The organism is Metapseudomonas otitidis (assembly GCF_900111835.1).
In the GTDB taxonomy this organism is placed as follows: domain Bacteria; phylum Pseudomonadota; class Gammaproteobacteria; order Pseudomonadales; family Pseudomonadaceae; genus Metapseudomonas; species Metapseudomonas otitidis.
Genome location: NZ_FOJP01000003.1, coordinates 306,545 through 326,821, shown reverse-complemented (window position 1 = coordinate 326,821; position 20,277 = coordinate 306,545). Strand labels below are relative to the sequence as shown.

The 20,277-nt window shown below is 65.3% G+C and carries 16 protein-coding genes and 5 tRNA genes; 13 read left to right on the top strand and 8 right to left on the bottom strand.

The features are described from left to right. On the top strand, positions 1–267 hold a 267-nt coding region (locus tag BM198_RS05870), incomplete at its 5' end, for an integrase core domain-containing protein (protein ID WP_139233571.1). Between the two features lie 133 nt (positions 268–400). On the opposite strand, the gene BM198_RS05865 is transcribed toward BM198_RS05870, so the two are convergent. Beyond that, a tRNA-Asn gene (locus BM198_RS05865) sits at positions 401–476 on the bottom strand. A 69-nt stretch (positions 477–545) separates the two neighbouring features. Continuing rightward, positions 546–1,742 carry an amino acid aminotransferase gene (locus BM198_RS05860; protein WP_074968499.1) on the bottom strand — a complete coding sequence of 399 codons (1,197 nt, stop codon included), beginning with the start codon at positions 1,740–1,742 and terminating at the stop codon, positions 546–548. A 186-nt stretch (positions 1,743–1,928) separates the two neighbouring features. On the opposite strand from BM198_RS05860, the gene uvrB reads away from it, so the two are divergent. Then, positions 1,929–3,944, top strand: coding sequence for an excinuclease ABC subunit UvrB (gene uvrB, locus BM198_RS05855; RefSeq protein WP_044408703.1), 2,016 nt, complete (start codon positions 1,929–1,931; stop codon positions 3,942–3,944). A gap of 7 nt (positions 3,945–3,951) precedes the next feature. Here uvrB and BM198_RS05850 read toward each other — a convergent pair whose 3' ends face one another. After that, on the bottom strand, positions 3,952–5,508 hold the full coding sequence (locus BM198_RS05850) for an MDR family MFS transporter (protein ID WP_074968519.1): 1,557 nt from the start codon (positions 5,506–5,508) through the stop codon (positions 3,952–3,954). 2 nt (positions 5,509–5,510) lie between these two features. Then, complete coding sequence (locus tag BM198_RS05845; RefSeq protein ID WP_044408700.1) at positions 5,511–6,548, bottom strand: HlyD family secretion protein; 1,038 nt, start codon at positions 6,546–6,548, stop codon at positions 5,511–5,513. 104 nt (positions 6,549–6,652) lie between these two features. Between BM198_RS05845 and BM198_RS05840 the strand changes: the two genes are divergently transcribed. The 8 genes from BM198_RS05840 to BM198_RS05805 all read left to right on the top strand — a co-directional run bounded on the left by BM198_RS05840 (position 6,653) and on the right by BM198_RS05805 (position 11,140). After that, on the top strand, positions 6,653–7,576 hold the full coding sequence (locus BM198_RS05840; RefSeq protein ID WP_074968498.1) for a LysR family transcriptional regulator: 924 nt from the start codon (positions 6,653–6,655) through the stop codon (positions 7,574–7,576). A 25-nt stretch (positions 7,577–7,601) separates the two neighbouring features. Next, positions 7,602–9,086: a glutamate--tRNA ligase gene (gltX, locus tag BM198_RS05835; protein ID WP_074968497.1), complete on the top strand. Its 1,485-nt coding sequence runs from the start codon at positions 7,602–7,604 to the stop codon at positions 9,084–9,086. Between the two features lie 232 nt (positions 9,087–9,318). Next, positions 9,319–9,394 (top strand) — tRNA-Ala (locus tag BM198_RS05830). Positions 9,395–9,439: 45 nt separating this feature from the next. Next, positions 9,440–9,515 (top strand) — tRNA-Glu (locus tag BM198_RS05825). Positions 9,516–9,565: 50 nt separating this feature from the next. Next, positions 9,566–9,641, top strand: a tRNA-Ala gene (locus BM198_RS05820). A 66-nt stretch (positions 9,642–9,707) separates the two neighbouring features. Beyond that, positions 9,708–9,783 (top strand) — tRNA-Glu (locus BM198_RS05815). Between the two features lie 272 nt (positions 9,784–10,055). Beyond that, a complete protein-coding gene (locus tag BM198_RS05810; RefSeq protein WP_074968496.1) occupies positions 10,056–10,703 on the top strand; it encodes a bifunctional 4-hydroxy-2-oxoglutarate aldolase/2-dehydro-3-deoxy-phosphogluconate aldolase in 648 nt (215 codons plus the stop codon). Next, a complete protein-coding gene (locus BM198_RS05805) occupies positions 10,703–11,140 on the top strand; it encodes an acyl-CoA thioesterase (protein WP_044408688.1) in 438 nt (145 codons plus the stop codon). The genes BM198_RS05810 and BM198_RS05805 overlap by 1 nt, the downstream gene beginning before the upstream one ends. Positions 11,141–11,142: 2 nt before the next feature. Here BM198_RS05805 and BM198_RS05800 read toward each other — a convergent pair whose 3' ends face one another. Continuing rightward, positions 11,143–11,514, bottom strand: a complete 372-nt coding sequence (locus BM198_RS05800) for a hypothetical protein (RefSeq protein WP_074968495.1) — start codon at positions 11,512–11,514, stop codon at positions 11,143–11,145. 132 nt (positions 11,515–11,646) lie between these two features. Between BM198_RS05800 and BM198_RS05795 the strand changes: the two genes are divergently transcribed. Next, complete coding sequence (locus BM198_RS05795) at positions 11,647–12,642, top strand: tRNA dihydrouridine synthase (protein WP_074968494.1); 996 nt, start codon at positions 11,647–11,649, stop codon at positions 12,640–12,642. Here the strand turns inward: BM198_RS05795 and BM198_RS05790 are convergent. Then, positions 12,600–13,346: an SDR family oxidoreductase gene (locus tag BM198_RS05790; RefSeq protein ID WP_074968492.1), complete on the bottom strand. Its 747-nt coding sequence runs from the start codon at positions 13,344–13,346 to the stop codon at positions 12,600–12,602. The two genes, BM198_RS05795 and BM198_RS05790, sit on opposite strands and share 43 nt — an antisense overlap. Positions 13,347–13,455: 109 nt before the next feature. Between BM198_RS05790 and BM198_RS05785 the strand changes: the two genes are divergently transcribed. Beyond that, entirely contained in the window at positions 13,456–13,911 is a 456-nt protein-coding gene (locus tag BM198_RS05785; RefSeq protein WP_044408679.1) for an Hsp20 family protein, read from the top strand. Between the two features lie 60 nt (positions 13,912–13,971). Here BM198_RS05785 and BM198_RS05780 read toward each other — a convergent pair whose 3' ends face one another. Together BM198_RS05780 and BM198_RS05775 are read right to left on the bottom strand one after the other, a co-directional pair. Next, on the bottom strand, positions 13,972–17,643 hold the full coding sequence (locus BM198_RS05780) for a PAS domain S-box protein (protein ID WP_074968485.1): 3,672 nt from the start codon (positions 17,641–17,643) through the stop codon (positions 13,972–13,974). Between the two features lie 117 nt (positions 17,644–17,760). Next, positions 17,761–18,642 (bottom strand): LysR family transcriptional regulator, encoded by an 882-nt coding sequence (locus BM198_RS05775; RefSeq protein ID WP_044408673.1) that lies wholly within the window; start codon positions 18,640–18,642, stop codon positions 17,761–17,763. A 205-nt stretch (positions 18,643–18,847) separates the two neighbouring features. Here BM198_RS05775 and leuC point away from each other — a divergent pair, with 205 nt between their 5' ends. Continuing rightward, on the top strand, positions 18,848–20,275 hold the full coding sequence (gene leuC / locus BM198_RS05770) for a 3-isopropylmalate dehydratase large subunit (RefSeq protein ID WP_074968484.1): 1,428 nt from the start codon (positions 18,848–18,850) through the stop codon (positions 20,273–20,275). Positions 20,276–20,277: the final 2 nt, after the last annotated feature.

The following is a 20,277-nucleotide window of genomic DNA, read 5'->3' as shown; positions in this document are numbered from 1 at the left end:
GGCATCCAGTACTGCTCGGGGCTGTACCAACGCCTGCACGTGCAGCACGGGGCAACCTGCTCGATGACCGATGGTTACGACTGTTACCAGAATGCGCTGGCTGAGCGCGTCAACGGCATTCTGAAGAACGAGTTGCTGGAGCACCCTCCCGCCGACCTCGGACAGGCGCGCCGTATGGTGCGCGAAGCCGTCGATATCTATAACCGGGAGCGGCCTCACCTGGCTCTGAAATACAAAACGCCCGATGCGGTGCATCGGGCGTTTTGAGGTCTGGCGCTTGGCCTGAAAGGTGTAAACCTATTTCAGGACTAGACACGCACTTTGTAGCGTAATGCGAGGCTGGTATGAATCGGGTGCATAAACGAAAAAGCCCTCGGCATATGCCGAGGGCTTTTGAATTTGGCTCCGCGACCTGGACTCGAACCAGGGACCCAATGATTAACAGTCATTTGCTCTACCGACTGAGCTATCGCGGAACAACGATGCGTATCTTACTGATTAGAAAGGAGAAGTCAAGCACCTGGCTTGAGCTTCTCCTGCCTTGCTCAGAGCACTTGGGAGATGGCGTGGGTGACACTGTCCAGGTTGCTGCCGTTCAGTGCCGCTACGCAGATGCGGCCTGTGCTGACGGCGTAGATGCCGAACTCGTTCTTCAGGCGCTCGACCTGCTCGGCAGTAAGACCGGAGTAGGAGAACATGCCGCGCTGGCGAGCAACGAAGCTGAAGTCGCGCTTGGCGCCTTGGGCGGCGAGTTGCTCGACCATAGCGAGGCGCATGCTGTGGATGCGGCCGCGCATCTCGGCGAGTTCGGCTTCCCACATGGCGCGCAGTTCATTGCTGTTCAGCACGCTGGCTACCACGGTGGCGCCGTGGGTCGGTGGGTTGGAGTAGTTGGTGCGGATGACGCGCTTGACCTGGGACAGGACGCGGCCGGCCTCTTCCTTCGAGTTGGTGACGACAGACAGCGCACCAACACGTTCACCGTACAGCGAGAACGACTTGGAGAAGGAGCTGGACACGAAGAACTGCAGCCCGGATTCGGCGAACAGGCGGACGGCGAAGGCGTCTTCGTCGATACCTGCACCAAAACCCTGGTAGGCGATGTCCAAGAACGGAACGTGTTCGCGCTCGCGCAGGACTTCCAGTACCGCCTTCCAGTCATCCAGTTCCAGGTCGACGCCGGTCGGGTTGTGGCAGCAAGCGTGGAGGACCACGATGGAGCGCGTGGGCAGGGCTTTCAGGTCTTCCAGCAGGCCGGCGCGGTTTACGCCATGGGTAGCGGCATCGTAGTAGCGGTAGTTCTGGACCGGGAAGCCGGCGGACTCGAACAGCGCGCGGTGGTTTTCCCAGCTCGGATCGCTGATGGCCACAACGGCGTCGGGCAGCAGGCGCTTGAGGAAGTCTGCGCCGGTTTTCAGCGCGCCGGTGCCGCCTACAGCCTGGGTCGTGACGACACGGCCTTCAGCCAGCAGTTGGGAGTCGGCGCCGAAGAGCAGCTTTTGCACGGCCTGGTCATAGGCGGCAATGCCTTCGATCGGCAGGTAGCCGCGGGGTGCATGGGCTTCAATGCGGGCTTTTTCGGCTTCGGCTACGGCGCGGAGCAGGGGGATACGGCCTTGCTCGTTGTAGTAGACGCCTACGCCGAGGTTCACCTTCGTGGGGCGGGTATCGGCGTTGAATGCTTCGTTAAGGCCCAGGATCGGGTCGCGTGGGGCCATTTCGACAGCAGAAAACAGACTCATGATGCGGCTGCTCGAGGAGAGGAAAGGGTAGGGGGCCTGAGCAACCCCGAGCGTCTGCATTGGGGTTGCGCAATCGGGCCGGTATTATAGCGGTCACGGTCGCCAGGGGCGACATCAAACGCCCGCTTTTCGCCAGTTTTGACGCCCTCTGCGCGAGGGGGTCACATCGCAAGTCCGAGGATCGCCATGTCAGACTTTCAGCTCGTCACGCGTTTCCAGCCCGCCGGCGACCAGCCCGAGGCCATCCGTCAGATGGTGGAGGGCCTGGAAGCGGGCCTTTCGCACCAGACCCTGCTGGGCGTGACCGGCTCCGGCAAGACCTTCAGCATCGCTAATGTGATCGCTCAGGTGCAGCGGCCCACCCTGGTTCTGGCGCCCAACAAGACCTTGGCAGCCCAGCTTTACGGTGAGTTCAAGGCCTTTTTTCCGAACAATTCCGTCGAGTACTTCGTCTCGTACTACGACTATTACCAGCCTGAGGCCTACGTCCCGTCCTCGGACACCTACATCGAGAAGGACGCCTCGATCAACGACCACATCGAGCAGATGCGCCTCTCGGCGACCAAGGCGTTGCTGGAGCGCCCGGATGCGATCATCGTGGCCACCGTGTCCTCGATCTATGGCCTGGGTGACCCCGCGTCCTATCTGAAGATGGTGCTGCACCTGGACCGTGGGGACCGCATCGACCAACGCGCCTTGCTTCGGCGCCTGGCGGACCTGCAGTACACCCGCAACGACATGGATTTCGCCCGCGCCACCTTCCGGGTGCGCGGTGATGTGATCGACATCTTCCCCGCCGAGTCCGACCTGGAGGCCATTCGCGTTGAGCTGTTCGACGACGAGGTCGAGAGCCTTTCCGCGTTCGACCCGCTCACCGGCGAGGTGATCCGCAAGCTGCCCCGCTTCACCTTCTACCCCAAGAGCCACTACGTCACGCCGCGCGAGACGCTGCTCGAGGCGGTAGAGAAGATCAAGGAGGAGCTCAAGGAGCGGCTGGAGCAGTTGCGTGGCGCCAACAAGCTGCTGGAGGCCCAGCGACTGGAGCAGCGCACCCGCTTCGACCTGGAGATGATTCTCGAACTGGGCTACTGCAACGGCATCGAGAACTACTCCCGCTACCTGTCCGGACGTGATCCCGGGCAGGCACCGCCCACCCTGTATGACTACCTCCCGCCGAATGCCCTGCTGGTGATCGACGAATCCCACGTCACCGTCCCGCAGATCGGCGCCATGTACAAAGGCGACCGTTCCCGCAAGGAAACCCTGGTGGAGTACGGCTTCCGCCTGCCGTCCGCCCTGGACAACCGTCCGATGCGCTTCGATGAATGGGAACTGATGGCGCCGCAGACCATCTTCGTCTCGGCCACGCCGGGGCCTTACGAGGGTGAACATGCCGGTCGCGTGGTCGAGCAGGTGGTGCGCCCCACCGGCCTGGTGGACCCTGAAATCGAAGTGCGGCCGGCCGCGACCCAGGTAGACGATCTGCTCTCGGAGATCCGCAAGCGTGTCGCGCTGGACCAGCGCGTCCTGGTCACAACCCTGACCAAGCGAATGGCGGAGGACCTCACCGACTACCTGGGGGATCACGACGTTCGCGTGCGCTACCTGCACTCCGACATCGACACCGTCGAGCGGGTCGAGATTATCCGCGACCTGCGCACCGGCGCCTTTGATGTCCTGGTGGGGATCAACCTGTTGCGCGAGGGCCTGGACATGCCCGAGGTCTCGCTGGTAGCCATCCTGGACGCGGACAAGGAGGGCTTCCTGCGTTCGGAGCGCTCATTGATCCAGACCATTGGCCGCGCCGCGCGGAACCTGCACGGCCGGGCGATCCTCTATGCCGACAACGTCACGGGATCGATGCAGCGGGCAATCGACGAGACCGAGCGTCGCCGTGCCAAGCAGATCGCCTTCAACGAGGCTCACGGCATCGTGCCCAGGGGCGTCCAGAAGGACATCAAGGACATCCTCGAAGGCGCGACCGTACCGGGGGCGCGCAGCAACAAACGCAAAGCCCAGGCCAAGGCGGCCGAAGAGAGTGCCCGCTACGAGGCCGAACTGCGCTCGCCCAGCGAGATCAACAAGCGCATCCGGCAGATGGAAGAGAAGATGTTCCAGCTCGCCCGCGATCTGGAGTTCGAGGCCGCTGCGCAGCTGCGGGACGAAATCCAGAAGCTGCGCGACCTGCTGCTGAAGGTCTGATCGGGGATCAGTGGGCAGCAGCGCCGGCCCCGCTGCCACCGGCCGGCAGGCTGCGGGTCAGCAGCACGGCAATCATGCTGACCCCGAGGGCGATGCCGATGAAATGGAAGGCATCGTTGTACGCCATGATTGCCGCCTGCTGGTGGGCGATCTCGCTCAGCTTGCCCAGCGCCGCCTGATCGCTGCCGAGCTTCTCCGAAAGCAGGGCGAGGCGTTCTGCGACCTGGGGATTGCTGGGCACCAGGGATTCACGCAGGTAGTCGAAGTAGACCTTGGCGCGGCTGTCCAGCAGCGTGGCCAGCAGGGCGATGCCGATAGCGCCGCCCAGGTTGCGCAGGATGTTGAACAGGCTGGAAGCCGAGCCGGCATCCTGGGGCAGGATGTAGGCGGTGGCGATCAGCGAAATGGTCACCATCACCAGGGGCTGGCCCAGGGCACGAATGATCTGGATATGGTTGAACTGCGGGCCGGCAAAGTCCGGATTGAGGACGCCCGAGGCGAAGCTGGCCGCGCCGAACAGCCCAAAGCCGATGGCGCACAGCAGCTTCGGCGAAATGATCTTCATCAGCTTGGGCACCAGCGGGATCAGGAACAGCTGGGGCACGCCCATCCACATGATCACCTCGCCGATCTGCAGGGCGTTGTAGCCCTGGATCTGCGCCAGGTAGAGCGGCAGCACATAAATGGAGCCATAGAGCCCCACGCCCAGGCCCAGGCTGGAGATGCTGCTGAGCCCGAAGTTGCGGTTGGCCAGGATGCCCAGGTTGATCAGCGGGTTGGGGCGTGAGAGCTGCAGGATGACGAACAGCACCAGGCTCACCAGGGCGATGCTGCCCAGGCCGACGATCAGGTTCGATTCCAGCCAGTCCTTGCGATGCCCCTCTTCGAGGAACACCTGCAGGCAGCCCAGCCCCATGCCGAGGGTGACGATGCCGGCGTAGTCCGTGCGCTTGAGCAGTTCCCAGTGGGGCGCCTTCTTCTCCAGGCCGTACATCAGGCCGGCGATCATCAGCAGGCCCGGGGGCACGTTGATGTAGAAGATGTATTCCCAGCCGAAGTTTTCGGTGAGCCAGCCCCCCAGCGTCGGACCGATGGAAGGCGCGAAGGTGGCGGTGATGGCGAACAGCGCCATGCCCTTGGCGCGGTGGTGTTCCGGCAGCTTGATCAGCGTGAGGGTGAAGGCCAGGGGGATCAGTGCCCCGCCGGTGAAGCCCTGCATGGCACGGAAGACGATCATGCTCTCCAGGTTCCAGGCCAGGGAGCAGAGCAGCGAGGAAGCGAGGAAGCCCAGGGAAACCCACACGGCCAGCCGGCGTGCCGAAAGCAACTGCACCAGCCAGGCGGTGAGGGGAATCATGATGATCTCGGCCACCAGGTAGGAGGTGGAGATCCACGAGCCTTCTTCCAGCGTGGCCGACAGCGCGCCCTGTATGTCTTTGAGCGAAGAGTTGGTGATCTGGATGTCCAGCACCGCCATGAAGGCGCCGAGCATGGCGCTCATCACGGCGATCCAGTCTCGTCGGCTGGGTTCGCCGGTGGGGCGCAGCAGCGCGTCAGCGGCCACGGTCATTCATCCCGCTGGATGGAGACCTTCACCAGCACCGACATGCCGGGGCGGATGCGGCCTTTCAGGGGGCTTTCGCGGTCGAAGGTGATCTTCACCGGGATGCGCTGCACCACCTTGGTGAAGTTGCCGGTGGCATTGTCCGGCGGCAGCAGGCTGAACTGCGCGCCGGAGGCGGCGAACAGGCTGTCCACGCGGCCTTCGATCGGCGTGCTGGGGAAGCTGTCGAACACCAGTTCCACCTTCTGGCCCGGCTGCATGTGTTCGATTTGGGTTTCCTTGAAGTTGGCCTGCACCCAGATGTCCTGGTCCGGTACCAGGGACATCAGGTGGGCACCTACCTGCACGTACTGGCCGTTGCGTGCCGCACGCTGGCCGACGAAGCCGTCGATGGGGGCGCGGATCTCGGTGCGTGCCAGGTTCAGTTCGGCCTGGGCGATGTCTGCCCGGGCGGTGGCGATCTGTGCCTCGAGGCGCTTGATGTCGGCGCGCAGGGCGTCGGTCTGCACGCGCTGGGCCTTGAGGTCGGCTTCGGCCTTGGCCAGTTGCGAGCGGGCGACGCGGGAGTCGGCCGAGAGGGTGGTGACGCGCTCTTCCGACACGTAGCCGGGCTTGCGCAAGGTCTGGGCGCGGGACAAGTCGATCTGGGTGCGACCCAGGGTGGCCTGGCTCGCGGAGACATCCGCCTCGCTGGCGGCGATCAGGCTGGACTGCTGGGTGAGTTTGCTCTGGGCCTGGGCCAGTTCGGCCTCGCGGGTCGCCAGGGTGGCCTGGGCACGCTCAAGGGCGACGCGGAAGTCTGCCGACTCCAGGCGCACCAGCAGGTCCCCTTTCTTGACGGCCTGGTTGTCCCCCACCAGCACTTCTTCTATACGCGCGCCCAGCTGACTCGAGACCCGGGTGATTTCGCCCTGGACATAGGCATTGTCCGTGCTCTCCAGGAAGCGGCCGATCAGCAGCCAATGCGCGAAGAAACCACCGGCCACCAGCACCAACAGCGTCAGGAAGATGAACAGGCGGCGTTTCAACGGGGCAGGCATGGGCAGACTCGAATCTGTGATCAAAGACGCGGGAATCTAGCACTGTTCCAGTCAGGCAAGTAGCCAGTACACTTCGTAAACTTTGTTGCTTATGGGGAACAATAATGGGGCTGGATGATGCGCTGATCTTCACCCGCGTTGTGGAGTTGCACAGTTTTACCCAGGCGGCACACAGCCTGAGCATGCAGAAGTCCACGGTGAGCCGGCGCATCGCACTGCTGGAGGAGCGGCTTGGGGTGCGCCTGCTCAACCGCACCACCCGCAAGCTGCGGCTCACGGAAGTGGGGCAGGCCTACTACGACCGGTGCCGCCAGATCATGCTCGACTTCGCCGAGGCCGAGCAGGCAGTGATGCAGCTGCAGCAGGCACCGTCCGGATTGTTGCGTATCACGGCCCCCATCGAGTTCGGCCAGATGTTCCTCGGCCGGGTGCTCGGGCAATTCATGAGCCAGTACCCGCAGATCACCGCCCAGGTGGAGCTCACCTCCCGGGAAGTGGACCCGCTGGAGGAGGGGGTGGACATCGCCATCCTGGTGGGCCAGCCGCAGGACTCGAGCCTGATCGCCCGCAAGCTGTTCGAGGCCGGACGACGCCTATGCGCCAGCCCGGCCTACCTGGCGGCCCATGGCGTGCCGCGTACGGCCGAAGACCTGGCCCAGCACCGCGCCGTGCTCCTGCCCATCGACTCCCAGCGTTACTGGCCGCTGCTGGATACGTCCGTGCCCTGCCAGCGGGTGCTGCACTGCAACAACATCACCTTCGCCCGCGAGGCGGTGCTGGGGGGCGCGGGCATTGCCTCGCTGCCGCTGATGATCACCGAGCAGGCGGTGCGCCGTGGGGAACTGGTCGAGCTGTTGCCTGGGATTCCACTGCCCAGTGGCGAGATCTACGCCGTCTACCCCTCGCGGCGATTCCAGGCGATGAAGGTCAAGGCCTTCCTGGATTTCCTCATGGCCCGGTTGGCCATGGAGGAGGAGGCCGCGTGGCTGGAGCCCGCCGGCTCGCGCCTGCTAACATCGCGCCCTTGACCGTTCCTCTGTATCAGGACCTTCCATGACCACTGTCCGCACCCGCATCGCGCCGTCGCCCACCGGTGACCCGCACGTCGGTACCGCCTACATCGCCCTCTTCAATCTCTGCTTCGCCCGTCAGCACGGTGGCCAGTTCATCCTGCGCATCGAGGACACGGACCAGTTGCGTTCCACCCGCGAGTCCGAGCAGCAGATCTTCGACGCCCTGCGCTGGCTGGGCATCGAGTGGGACGAGGGCCCGGATGTGGGCGGCCCGCATGGCCCGTACCGCCAGAGCGAGCGCGGTGAGATCTACAAGAAGTACGCCCAGGAGCTGGTGGACAAGAACCATGCCTTCCCCTGCTTCTGCACCGCCGAGCGCCTGGACAAGCTGCGTGCCGAGCAGACCGAGCGCAAGGAAACCCCGCGCTACGACGGCCACTGCATGCACCTCCCCCGCGAGGAATCGGCCAAGCGCATCGCCGCGGGCGAGCCCCATGTGATCCGCATGAAGATGCCCACCGAGGGCGTCTGCGTGGTTCCGGACATGCTCCGTGGCGACGTCGAGATCCCGTGGGACCGCATGGACATGCAGGTGCTGATGAAGACCGATGGCCTGCCCACCTACTTCCTGGCCAACGTGGTCGATGACCACCTGATGGGCATCACCCATGTGCTCCGTGGCGAGGAGTGGCTGCCGTCGGCGCCCAAGCTGATCAAGCTCTACGAGTATTTCGGCTGGGAGCAGCCCACGCTCTGCTACATGCCGCTGCTGCGCAACCCGGACAAGAGCAAGCTCTCCAAGCGCAAGAACCCGACCTCCATCACCTTCTATGAGCGCATGGGCTACCTGCCCGAGGCGATGCTCAACTACCTCGGCCGCATGGGCTGGTCGATGCCGGACGAGCGCGAGAAGTTCTCCCTGGCGGAGATGATCGAGCACTTCGACCTGTCGCGCGTCTCCCTCGGTGGCCCGATCTTCGACCTGGAGAAACTCTCCTGGCTCAACGGCCAGTGGATTCGAGAGCTGCCGGTGGAGCGCTTCGCGGCTGAGGTGCAGAAGTGGGCACTGAATCCCGACTACCTGATGAAGATCGCTCCCCACGTGCAGGGGCGGGTCGAGACCTTCAGTCAGATCGCCCCGCTGGCCGGCTTCTTCTTCGCCGGTGCGCTGCCCCTGGATGCATCGCTGTTCGAGCACAAGAAGCTCGCGCCCGACCAGGTGCGTCAGGTGCTGCAACTGGTGCTGTGGAAGCTGGAATCGCTGCGCCAGTGGGAGAAGGATCGCATCACCGCTTGCATCCAGGCCGTGGCTGAACACCTCGGGCTGAAGCTGCGCGATGTCATGCCGCTGATGTTCCCGGCCATCACCGGGCAATCCAGCTCGGTCTCGGTGCTGGATGCCATGGAGATCCTCGGTGCCGATCTCACCCGTTTCCGTCTGCGCCAGGCGCTCGAGCTGCTTGGGGGCACGTCTAAGAAGGAAGCCAAGGAGTGGGAGAAGATCCGCGACGCCATTCCAGGCTGAGTGATCAAGTACCGAAGAGGCCCGCCTGATGCGGGCCTTTTCGTATGTGCGGGCAGGGTGGTGGCTTCGGTTTTACCGGGCGGCAATGGCAGAGGCGGGTAAGTGTTTGTTCTGCCGACGAAAAATTTTCGATTTCGATGAAAAAATTTGTTGACGACCTCCAGGGTCGCCCTTAATATGCGCCCCGTCTTCGCGACGAACTGAACGTAGCGAAGTGATACAGCGGTACTTTGGGGCTATAGCTCAGCTGGGAGAGCGCTTGCATGGCATGCAAGAGGTCGACGGTTCGATCCCGTCTAGCTCCACCAATTTACCGGAATGTGAAGCGCACGCTTCATGTTCGCGAAGGTTAAGTCCCCTTCGTCTAGTGGCCTAGGACACCGCCCTTTCACGGCGGTAACAGGGGTTCGAGTCCCCTAGGGGACGCCACTTTCCAGCAGCGATTGCCGCCAGGCAGATCGCGCACCGAAGCGGTTTTCGGGGCTATAGCTCAGCTGGGAGAGCGCTTGCATGGCATGCAAGAGGTCGACGGTTCGATCCCGTCTAGCTCCACCAAATCCGATGCCTCAAGCATCAAATACAAGGCCAGCGCTTAGCTGGCCTTGCTTTTCGAAGGTTACTGTCCCCTTCGTCTAGTGGCCTAGGACACCGCCCTTTCACGGCGGTAACAGGGGTTCGAGTCCCCTAGGGGACGCCACTTTTCCCGCTCTGCGGGGTTTCAAGGGTCATTCCGTCATGGAGTGGCCCTTTTGTTTTTGGGCCTGAAAAAATTCCTCCCTTCCCTCGTGCCTTTGGCCGGCTGGCCCTTGGCGGCGGCCTGCTCGTGCAGGAAGATGGCAGCCCATTGGCGGCCGCCGTGACCGGCTGAGTGCTGTCCGCTTCCAAGGAACACGTCGGCCCGGTGTCGGTCGACATCTGGAATGGCCGGCCCGGTGGGCCGTGGCATCTGCATTGAGGGGATAGAGGCAAATGAGTCTGACGATGGATGTGGTGTTGCGCAGGGCGCGCCCCGTCTTGCCGGTGCTGGTGATCGAAGACACCGCCCTGGCGCTGGACCTGGCCGGTGCGCTGAGTGCCGGTGGGGTCGAGGTGCTGGAGGTGACCTTGCGTACGCCGCGTGCGCTGGACGCGGTCGCGGCGATCCGCAAGGAGTTCCCGGACCTGCTGGTGGGGGCGGGCACGCTGATCCACACCGAGCAGTTCCTCGAGGTTCGCGATGCCGGTGCGCATTTTGCCGTAAGCCCGGGCTGCACCGAGCGCCTGGCCGCCGCTGCCGAGGACTCCGGCCTGCCTTACCTGCCCGGTGTCATGACACCCTCCGAGGTGCTGCTGGCGCTGGAATACGGCTACCGCTCGCTGAAGCTGTTCCCCGCCAACGGCAATGCCAGCGTGAAGATGCTCAAGAGCCTGAAGGGGCCCTTCACCGGCATCCGCTTCTGCCCCACCGGCGGCGTCACGCCGGACAACCTGCTGAGCTTCCTGCAGCTGCCCAACGTCGCGTGCGTGGGCGGCACCTGGATCGCACCGTCGAGCCTGATCCGCGCTCGCGCCTGGGACCAGATCACCCAGCTGACGCGAGAGGCCCGGGAACTGGTGCACAAGGCGGAGCACGGCTGATGAACTGGGACCGACCTCATCCATTCGTGATCGACCTGGTCGTGGCGGCCGATGACATCGACGGCCTCGGTCATGCCAACAACGCCGTGTATGTCAGCTGGCTGGAGCGCTGTGCCTGGCGCCACTCCCAGAGCCTGGGCCTGGACTTGGCCGAATACCGTCGCCTCGACCGCGCCATGGCAGTGGTGCGCCACGAGATCGACTACCTGGCCGCTGCCTATGAAGGGCAGGCACTGCAGATGGGCACCTGGATCGTCGAATCGGACCAGCGCCTGAAGATGGACCGCTGCTTCCAGCTGATCCGCCCCGAAGATGGCGCGACGCTCCTGCGTGCGCGCACCACCTTCGTCTGCATCGAACTGTCGACCGGTCGGCCCAAGCGCATGCCCGTCGAGTTCGTAGAGGGTTACGGCCGGGCGCTGCTGCCGGCCGATTGAACTCATTCCAGGGCGGGCGCCAGGTACAGCTCCGTCGGGCTTTGCATGATGCGCAGGCTGCGGTGCTCCCCCGGTTGCAGGAGGATCGATTGCGGCCGCCCAACCGGGCCGGCGCTGCAGTAGCCCGAAGGCGTTTGCCGCAAGGCCAGCACCTGCTCGCCTGCCGGTACCTCCAGTACCACCGCCTGTCCCGGCGCGAGCTGCGCCACGGCCTCATCCCGCAGGTAGAGGTTGACGTTGCAGGCGTTCGCGGCGTTTTCGTCCCGGCGGACTTCCAGTTCGGCCAGAGCGTCTGGCGCAGGCTGCAGCGCGTCCGCAAAGCTGGTGGCGGCCGCGGTCAGGCAGCAGGCGAGGGCTAGGCGGGATGCTTTCATAAGGGGGCTCGCGGTTCTGGTCCTGCGGTTTGGACCACGGACGAGCGGCTTCGGCTCCCGCCCATTCAAGGGTTCTAACCCTCGGGGCTGCCCATTACACTACGCGCCCCTCAACACACCCCTTCAGCTCCTATGCAAATCGCCTTGGCACCCATGGAAGGCCTGGTCGACGAAATCCTGCGTGACGTCCTCACCCGCGTGGGCGGCATCGACTGGTGCGTCACCGAGTTCATCCGCGTGTGCGACCGCTTGTTGCCCGCCACCACCTACCAGAAGCTGGCGCCTGAACTGGCCGACGGTGCACGCACCCGAGCAGGCACGCCCATGCGGGTGCAGTTCCTCGGCTCGGACCCGGTGTGCCTGGGCGAGAACGCTGCCTTTGCCTGCGAGCTCGGAGCGCCGGTCATCGACCTGAACTTCGGTTGCCCGGCCAAGACGGTGAACAAGTCCCGGGGTGGTGCCGTCCTGCTCAAGGAGCCCGAGCTGCTGCATGCCATCGTTTCCGAGGTGCGGCGCGCGGTACCGGCAGCCATTCCGGTGACGGCGAAGATGCGTCTGGGTTACGACAGCCCCGAGGTCGCCCTCGACTGTGCCCGCGCGCTGGCCGACGGCGGTGCCCAGCAGATCGTGGTCCACGCCCGTACCAAGGTGGAGGGTTACAAGCCGCCTGCCCACTGGGAGTGGGTCGCGCGGGTGCAGGACGTGGTGCGCGTGCCGGTGTTCGCCAACGGCGAGGTGTGGACCCTGGACGACTGGCGACGTTGCCGGGAGGTGAGCGGGGTGGAGGACATCATGCTCGGTCGCGGCCTGGTTTCGCGGCCCTCGCTGGCCCGGCAGATCGCGGCCGTGCGCGATGGTCGCGAGCCGGAGGAGATGAGCTGGGAAGCGTTCTTCCCGCTGCTGCAGGACTTCTGGCGCCAGGCCCGGCACAAGCTCGCGCCGCGCTACGCCCCCGGTCGCCTCAAGCAATGGGTGGGCATGCTGACCCGGACCTACCCCGAGGCGGTGGCGCTGTTCGCCGAGATCCGCCGGGAGCATGAGTGCCTGCGCATCGACAGCCTGCTGGGCTGCGATCTGCTCGCGGTTCAGCGGCCGCCCGAAACGTCCAGAATGGCGCCGGTGGTGTAGGACGCCTCGTCGCTGGCCAGCCACAGGATGGCCGCTGCAATTTCCTCCGCTTCGCCCCCGCGCTTCATCGGCACATTGTGGCGCACCCGTTCGATCCGGTCGGGCTCGCCGCCGCTGGCATGGATGTCGGTGTGGATCACCCCCGGGCGAACCGCGTTGACCCGGATGCCCTCGCCGGCCAGTTCCTTCGCCATGCCCAGGGTCATGGAATCGATGGCGCCCTTGGCGGCGGCATAGTCGATGTATTCATCGGGAGCGCCGATACGGGCTGCCACCGAGGACAGGTTGACGATGGCGCCACCGGTGCCGCCGTGCCGGGTCGACAGGCGGCGGATGGCCTGCTTCGCACACAGGAAGCTGCCTATCACGTTGGCCCGCAGGACGCGCTCGAAACGCGCCGCGTCCATGTCTTCCAGGCGCATCTGCCGCTCCAGCATGCCGGCGTTGTTCACCAGCACGTCCAGCCGGCCGAACGCCTCGTCCAGGCGCTGGAACATCTGCTCGACCTGTTCTTCGACACCCACGTCGGCCTGGATCGCCAACGCTTCGCCGCCCGCCGCGCATATGGCATTGACCAGCGCTTCGGCTTCTTCGCGCCGCTCCCGGTAGTTGATGCCCACGGCGTAGCCGCGTTGCGTGGCGAGGCGTGCCGTGGCAGCACCGATGCCACGACTGGCTCCCGTGACGAGCATGACCTTGCGCATGATTTGCCCCCTTGAAAAGTTTCGGCCTGTCCCTATCTAGGGTACTGCGGGATGCCGAAGTCGGGTCCCGCACCCGTAGAACCCTTGCTGATCTATTCAGGAGAACACTATGAGCACTGCATTTTCCCTGGCCCCCCTGTTCCGCCATTCCGTGGGTTTCGACCGCTTCAACGACCTGTTCGAGTCGGCCCTGCGCAACGAAGGGGGCAGCAGCTACCCGCCCTACAACGTCGAGAAGCATGGCGATGACCAGTACCGCATCGTGGTCGCGGCCGCCGGCTTCCAGGAAGACGACCTCGAACTGCAGGTCGAGCGTGGCGTGCTGACCGTCAGCGGTGGCAAGCGCGACAAGGGCCCCGAGAGCAGCGTGACCTACCTGCACCAGGGCATCGCCCAGCGCGCCTTCAAGCTGTCGTTCCGCCTGGCCGACCACATCGAGGTGAAGGGTGCGTCGCTGCAGAACGGCCTGCTCAACATCGACCTGGTGCGTGTCGTGCCGGAAGAGGCCAAGCCCAAGCGCATTCCCATCGGTGGCAATGGCGGGCCGGCCATGCTGGAGCACTGATCGACTCCTGGCCATGTGAAACAAGGGCGCCCGAGTGGCGCCCTTTTTCTTGTCCGGGAATCAGGCGTTGGCGGCCGTCGCCGGTTTGAGCAGGGTGCGGAAGGCGGAGAAGGGCAGGGGGCGGCTGAACAGGTAGCCCTGATAGAGGTGGCAGCCCTGCTGCTCGAGGAACTCCAGCTGCTCGGGCTGTTCCACGCCTTCGGCCACCATGCCCAGGCCTAGGCTGCGCGCCATGGCAACGATGGCGCGGATGATCTCGGCGTCATTGGGGTCGTTGGTGGCGTCGCGGACGAAGGACTGGTCGATCTTCAGCACGTCCACCGGCAGGCGCTTGAGGTAGGTGAGTGACGAATACCCCGTGCCGAAATCGTCCATGGCGAAGCTCACGCCGAGCTTCTTCAGTCGGCGCATCTTGCCGATGGTGTCGTCGATGTTCTGGATCACGATGCCCTCGGTCACTTCCAGCTTGAGGAGGCGGCGGGGCAGGTGGCTGTTGCTCAGGCTCTTCTCGATGCGCTCGACGAAATCGTTCTGGCGGAACTGCCTCGGGCTGATGTTGACGCACAGGCTGAAGTCGCTCGGGTCGATCAGGCCATCGGCGATCAGCGTGGCGCAGTTGCGACAGGCTTCCTCCAGTACCCAGCTGCCGACCTCGAGGATCTGCCCGCTTTCCTCCAGCACCTGGATGAACTGGCCCGGTGACTGCGGCCCCAGGGTCGGGTGCACCCAGCGCAGCAGCGCTTCGGCACCGACGATGCGGTTGCTGCGGGCGTCCACCTGGGGCTGGTAGTGCAACTCGAACTCGCTGCGGGCGAGCGCCAGGCGCAGGTCGTTCTCCAGGCGCAGTCGCTCGCTGGCCGCTTCCTGCATGGTGGAGCGGAACAGCTGGATGGCGTTGCGCCCGGAGTCCTTGGCCCGGTACAGCGCGATGTCGGCGCGCTTGAGCAGGTCGGCCGGGGTCTGGCCGTGGTCCGGGATCAGCGCAATACCGATGCTCGGCGTCACCTGCAGGTGGTGGCCGTCCAGCAGCATCGGCTCGGCCAGCAGCTTGCGCAGCTTGTCGGCGATCTGGCGGACCTGGCGGGTCACTTCCGAGCGCTTGCCCTCCAGGCCGCTGAGCAGCACCACGAACTCATCACCGCCCAGGCGGGCCACGGTGTCCTCCAGGCGCACGCTGGCTTCGAGGCGTGCAGTGACCATTTTCAGCACGGCATCGCCCACCGGGTGGCCGAGGGAATCGTTGATGTGCTTGAAGTGGTCCAGGTCGAGGAAGAGCAGGGCGCCGCGCAGATCGTGCCGCTTGAGCAGGGCGATCTGCTGGGTGAGGCGGTCCATCAGCAGGGCGCGGTTGGGCAGGTTGGTCAGCGGGTCGTGGTAGGCCAGGTGGTGGATCTGCTCTTGAGCATCCTTCAGGGCGCTGATGTCCCGCGCGGTTAGCAGCAGGCAGGCCTTGCCGTCCAGCTCGATGCGCTCCACCGACACTTCCACCGTCTTGGTGTGCCCGTCGCGGTGGCGACCGACCATTTCCAGGTGCAGCGCGCGGCCGTCGCGGTCCAGCACTTCCAGCAGCCGCCGGCGTTCGGCCGGGTCCGACCAGATCTGCATCTCGCCGGCGGTACGGCCGATCACCTCCTCGGCGCTGTAGCCGGTGAGGCGGCAGAAGCCTTCGTTGACCTCGATGTAGCGGCCGCTTTCCAGCTCGGTGATGGTGATGGCGTCCGGCGAGCTGTGGAACGCCTTGGCGAACTTCTCCTGGCTGGCCTTGAGCGCGGCTTCCGCCTGCTTGCGCTCGGTCACGTCGCGGAAGGTGGTGGTGATGCACAGCTGCCGTTCGACGCGGATGAAGCGGCTGGAGACCACGCAGGTGATCGGCTCGCCGGAGCGCTTCAGGTAGTGCACCTCGACGTTGTCCAGGCCCTTGTCCCGCATCAGTTGGGCGGAGAGTTGCTCGCGCTGTTCCAGGTTGGCCCAGAAGCGGATCTCGGGGGCGCAGCGGCCGACGATCTCTTCCGGTTTCCAGCCGAACACGTCGGTGAAGCTGGGGTTGATCTCGATGAAGGCGCCGTCACGCAGGCGGGTGACGCAGATCGGGTCCGGGCTGGCCTGGAACAGGGTGGAGAACTTTTCCTCCGAGGCAGCCAGGTGCTGCTCGCGGCGCACGCGCTCGGTGATGTCCATGAGGGTGCCCGCCATGCGCAGCGGTGCGCTGTTGGCATCGCGGTAGAGCTTGGCGGTGCTCTCCAGGTAATGCACCTCGCCATTGGCGAAGCGCGAGCGGTAGATCAGCTGGTAGCGCGTCTGCTGGCCGTCCTGCAGCTCCTGGTAGGCCTTGCGCATCGTCCGGCGGTCCTCGGCGGGAACGCTGGCGAAGAACAGGTGGAAGTCGCCGTCGAAGGGTTCCGGTGCCAGCCCGTGGAGGGCCGAGGCGCGTGCCGAGCCATACAGCCGCCCGCTGGGGATGTGCCAGTCCCAGGTGCCCAGGTCGGCTGACTCCAGCGCCAGCGCCAGGCGTTCCTGGCTGTCACGCAGGGCACGCTCCTGGGCGCGTACGGCGGTGATGTCGCGCACGGTGAGGACCAGGCAGTCGCGCCCCTGCAACTGGATCTGGTCGCCGTAGATCAAATTGGTGCTGGTGGTGCCGTCACGGTGGCGGAGTTCCACTTCCACGCCCATCAGCCGGCCGTTGTCGTCCTGGCCGAGGAGCATCTGCCGGCGCTGCGCGGGGTCGATCCACAGGCCCAGCTCGGTGGAGGTGTGGCCGATGGTCTCGGCGTTGGTCCAGCCGAACTGCCGGGCGAAGCTGGGGTTGGCCTCGATGAACAGCCCGCTCTCGCGCTCGGTGATGACGATGGCATCCGGCGAGCTGTGAAAGGCCTTGGCGAACTTTTCCTCGCTGGTGCGCAGGGCGGCTTCGGCCTGCCGACGCTCGGTGGTGTCGAGGAAGGTGCTGATGAAGAAGGCCTCGCCGTCCAGCTCCACGTACTGGGTGGACAGCACGCCATCCAGCAGGCGGCCGTCACGGGTGCGCATCTGCACTTCCTGCACCACGGGCTCGCTGGAGCCGGGGCCGATGCGATAGAGGTGCTCGCGCTGGCGGGTGTCGACCCAGAGGTCCAGCTCCAGTGCGTTGCGCCCGATCACCTCGCAGGAGGGCCAGCCGAACAGCGTTTCGAAGTGCTGGTTGGCCTCGGTGATGCGGCCGTCCTTCACGCGCACCAGCATCACCACGTCCGGACTGAGCTGGAACAGGGTGGAGAAACGCCGTTGCGAGCTGGCCAGAGCCTCGTCGCGCTCCTGCTGGGCGGTGACGTCGCGGATCACGCCGATGACATGGCGACGGCCATCGTCGTCCTGCTGCAGGCTGCCGCTGATCTCCAGCCAGTGCAGGCTGCCGTCCGGCCAGCGGATGCGGTGCCGGTAGGCGTGGGAGATGGGGCGGTTCTCCAGTACCAGCCTGAACAGCCCGATGATCCGTTCGCGGTCGTCCTCCGGGATCAGCTCCATGTAGTCGACCCGCTGCGCCAGCGGTACCCGCGGATCGAAGCCGAACAATGCCTGGGCACCCCGTGACCAGTTGACCCGGCCGCTGGCCAGGTCCCAGTCCCACGCCCCCAGCCGTGCGCCGTTGAGCGCGGCGATCAGTCGCGGGGCGTCCTGCCAGCTCTGTTCGAACTCGACCGGGTCCAGGGCTGGAATGAAGGGCAGCGGGGGGCTATCGGAAGATTGGGTCATGGCGCCTGGGTCTGTCAGGAGGGTACGAATTGGCGCGGTTGAGGCCTGGAACCGAGGCAGGCATGGGAAAGCCTTTTCTTATCGTTATGGCGTTCACGTTAGCCCCAGCTCCCCGGATCAGGCAAGCGGGTCGCGCTGCCCATCCAGCAGGACCATGAAGGCCCGGGCGGCGTTGGAGAGGGTGCGGTCGGTATGGAAGATGTAGCCGAGCTGGCGGCTCAGCTGGATGTCCTGCAGCGGCAGGCGCACCACCTGCTCGTCGAGCATGGTGCGTGGCAGCACGCTCCAGGCCAGGCCGATGGACACCATCATCTTGATGGTCTCCAGGTAGTTGGTGCTCATGGCGATGTTCGGTGTCAGGCCTTCCGCCTCGAACAGGCGGCGGACGATGTGGTGGGTGAAGGTGTTGCCGCCGGGGAACACCGCCGGGTGCTTGGCGACGTCGGCGAGGAAGATGGTCTTGTCGCGGGCCAGCGGGTGTTCGGGCGCGGCGACGAAGTCGAGGGCGTCGTCCCACACCGGCACGGCCTGGACCGGGTCGGCGGTCTCCGGAGCCAGTGTGATGACCGCCAGCTCGGCGCGACCGTGGAGGATCTCCTCGTAGGCCACCTCGGAATCGAGGAACTGGATATCCAGCGCCACCTGCGGGTAGGCGCGGGTGAAGGCGCGCAGCAGCGGCGGTAGCCGATGCAGGCCGATGTGGTGGCTGGTGGCCAGGGTGAGCCGACCGCTGATGTCGCCGGACAGGTTGCTCAGCGCGCGGCGGGTGTCGTCCAGCACGTTGAGGATCTGGTAGGCGCGGGGGAGGAGGGCGCGCCCGGCTTCCGTCAGCCCCACCTCGCGTCCCAGGCGGTCGAACAGGCGGACGTTCAGCTGCTGTTCCAGCGAGGCGATGCGCTTGCTCACCGCCGGCTGGGTGAGGTGCAGGCGTTCGCCGGCTTCGGAGAAGCTGCCGGTCTCGGCGATGGCGATAAAGGCGTTGAGGCTGGCGAGGTCCATCGGTATCGGCTCCTGGCGGCGATGGCGGATGCATCGCGGGCGTGTTCCGGTGCCTGTCGGCTACCGGGTTATGGATTCCTGTCAGGAATCATTTGGATAAAAAATATGAATTTGAGTTATTCAATGCAAGCCCCTAGCATCCCCACACGAGCCAAGGGGCCTTTGCAGAGCCCCCGCATAGAAACACGCCGATGAGGAAAGTCCGATGGCTGGCAAGACGCTCTACGACAAGCTCTGGGAAATGCATGAGGTGAAGCGCCGCGACGACGGTTCGTCGCTCATCTACATCGACCGTCACATCCTCCACGAGGTGACCTCGCCCCAGGCCTTCGAAGGCCTGCGCCTGGCCGGTCGCAAGCCGTGGCGCATCGATGCCAACATCGCCACCCCGGACCACAACGTTCCCACCACCACCGCCGAGCGCAAGGGTGGCCTCGAGGCCATCGCCGACGAGGTGTCGCGCATCCAGGTCAAGACCCTGGACGAGAACTGCGATGACTTCGGCATCCTCGAATTCAAGATGAACGACGTGCGCCAGGGCATCGTCCACGTGGTCGGGCCGGAGCAGGGCGCCACCCTGCCGGGCATGACCGTGGTCTGCGGCGACTCCCACACCTCCACCCACGGTGCGTTCGGTGCCCTGGCCCACGGCATCGGCACCTCCGAGGTGGAGCATGTGCTCGCCACCCAGTGCCTGGTGGCCAAGAAGATGAAGAACATGCAGGTCCGCGTGGAGGGCCAGTTGCCCTTCGGCGTCACGGCCAAGGACATCGTCCTCGCCGTGATCGGCAAGATCGGTACCGCCGGTGGCAACGGCCATGCGCTGGAGTTCGCCGGCAGCGCGATCCGCGACCTGTCCATGGAAGGCCGCATGACCCTCTGCAACATGGCCATCGAAGCCGGTGCCCGCGTCGGCATGGTGGCGGTGGACGAGAAGACCGTTGCCTACGTCGAAGGCCGCCCCTTCGCGCCCAAGGGTGCTGACTGGGACAGGGCCGTGGCTGCCTGGAAGGACCTGGTGTCCGATGCCGACGCCCACTTCGACACCGTGGTCGAGCTGCGTGCCGAGGACATCAAGCCCCAGGTCAGCTGGGGCACCTCGCCGGAGATGGTCCTGGCCGTCGACCAGAACGTGCCGGACCCGGCCGTCGAAGCCGACCCGGTCAAGCGCGACTCCATCGTCCGCGCGCTCAAGTACATGGGCCTGAACGCCAACCAGGCGATCACCGACATCCGCCTGGATCGCGTGTTCATCGGCTCCTGCACCAACTCGCGGATCGAGGACCTGCGCGCTGCCGCCGCCGTCGCCAAGGGCCGCAAGGTCGCCGCCACCGTCAAGCAGGCGCTGGTGGTGCCGGGCTCCGGCCTGGTCAAGGCCCAGGCCGAGCAGGAAGGGCTGGACAAGATCTTCATCGAGGCCGGCTTCGAATGGCGTGAGCCGGGCTGCTCCATGTGCCTGGCGATGAACCCGGACCGGCTGGAAAGTGGCGAGCATTGCGCCTCCACCTCCAACCGCAACTTCGAAGGGCGCCAGGGCGCGGGCGGCCGTACCCACCTGGTGAGCCCGGCCATGGCCGCCGCCGCTGCGGTGACCGGCCACTTCATCGACGTCCGTGAATTGATGCAGGCCTGAGG

Bases quoted from the DNA above. Each gene is read 5' to 3' on its own strand.
- BM198_RS05860 (WP_074968499.1), bottom strand. From the start codon at position 1,742: ATGAGTCTGTTTTCTGCTGTCGAAATGGCCCCACGCGACCCGATCCTG.
- uvrB (WP_044408703.1), top strand. From the start codon at position 1,929: ATGTCAGACTTTCAGCTCGTCACGCGTTTCCAGCCCGCCGGCGACCAG.
- BM198_RS05845 (WP_044408700.1), bottom strand. From the start codon at position 6,548: ATGCCTGCCCCGTTGAAACGCCGCCTGTTCATCTTCCTGACGCTGTTG.
- BM198_RS05840 (WP_074968498.1), top strand. From the start codon at position 6,653: ATGGGGCTGGATGATGCGCTGATCTTCACCCGCGTTGTGGAGTTGCAC.
- gltX (WP_074968497.1), top strand. From the start codon at position 7,602: ATGACCACTGTCCGCACCCGCATCGCGCCGTCGCCCACCGGTGACCCG.
- BM198_RS05810 (WP_074968496.1), top strand. From the start codon at position 10,056: ATGAGTCTGACGATGGATGTGGTGTTGCGCAGGGCGCGCCCCGTCTTG.
- BM198_RS05805 (WP_044408688.1), top strand. From the start codon at position 10,703: ATGAACTGGGACCGACCTCATCCATTCGTGATCGACCTGGTCGTGGCG.
- BM198_RS05800 (WP_074968495.1), bottom strand. From the start codon at position 11,514: ATGAAAGCATCCCGCCTAGCCCTCGCCTGCTGCCTGACCGCGGCCGCC.
- BM198_RS05795 (WP_074968494.1), top strand. From the start codon at position 11,647: ATGCAAATCGCCTTGGCACCCATGGAAGGCCTGGTCGACGAAATCCTG.
- BM198_RS05790 (WP_074968492.1), bottom strand. From the start codon at position 13,346: ATGCGCAAGGTCATGCTCGTCACGGGAGCCAGTCGTGGCATCGGTGCT.
- BM198_RS05785 (WP_044408679.1), top strand. From the start codon at position 13,456: ATGAGCACTGCATTTTCCCTGGCCCCCCTGTTCCGCCATTCCGTGGGT.
- BM198_RS05780 (WP_074968485.1), bottom strand. From the start codon at position 17,643: ATGACCCAATCTTCCGATAGCCCCCCGCTGCCCTTCATTCCAGCCCTG.
- BM198_RS05775 (WP_044408673.1), bottom strand. From the start codon at position 18,642: ATGGACCTCGCCAGCCTCAACGCCTTTATCGCCATCGCCGAGACCGGC.
- leuC (WP_074968484.1), top strand. From the start codon at position 18,848: ATGGCTGGCAAGACGCTCTACGACAAGCTCTGGGAAATGCATGAGGTG.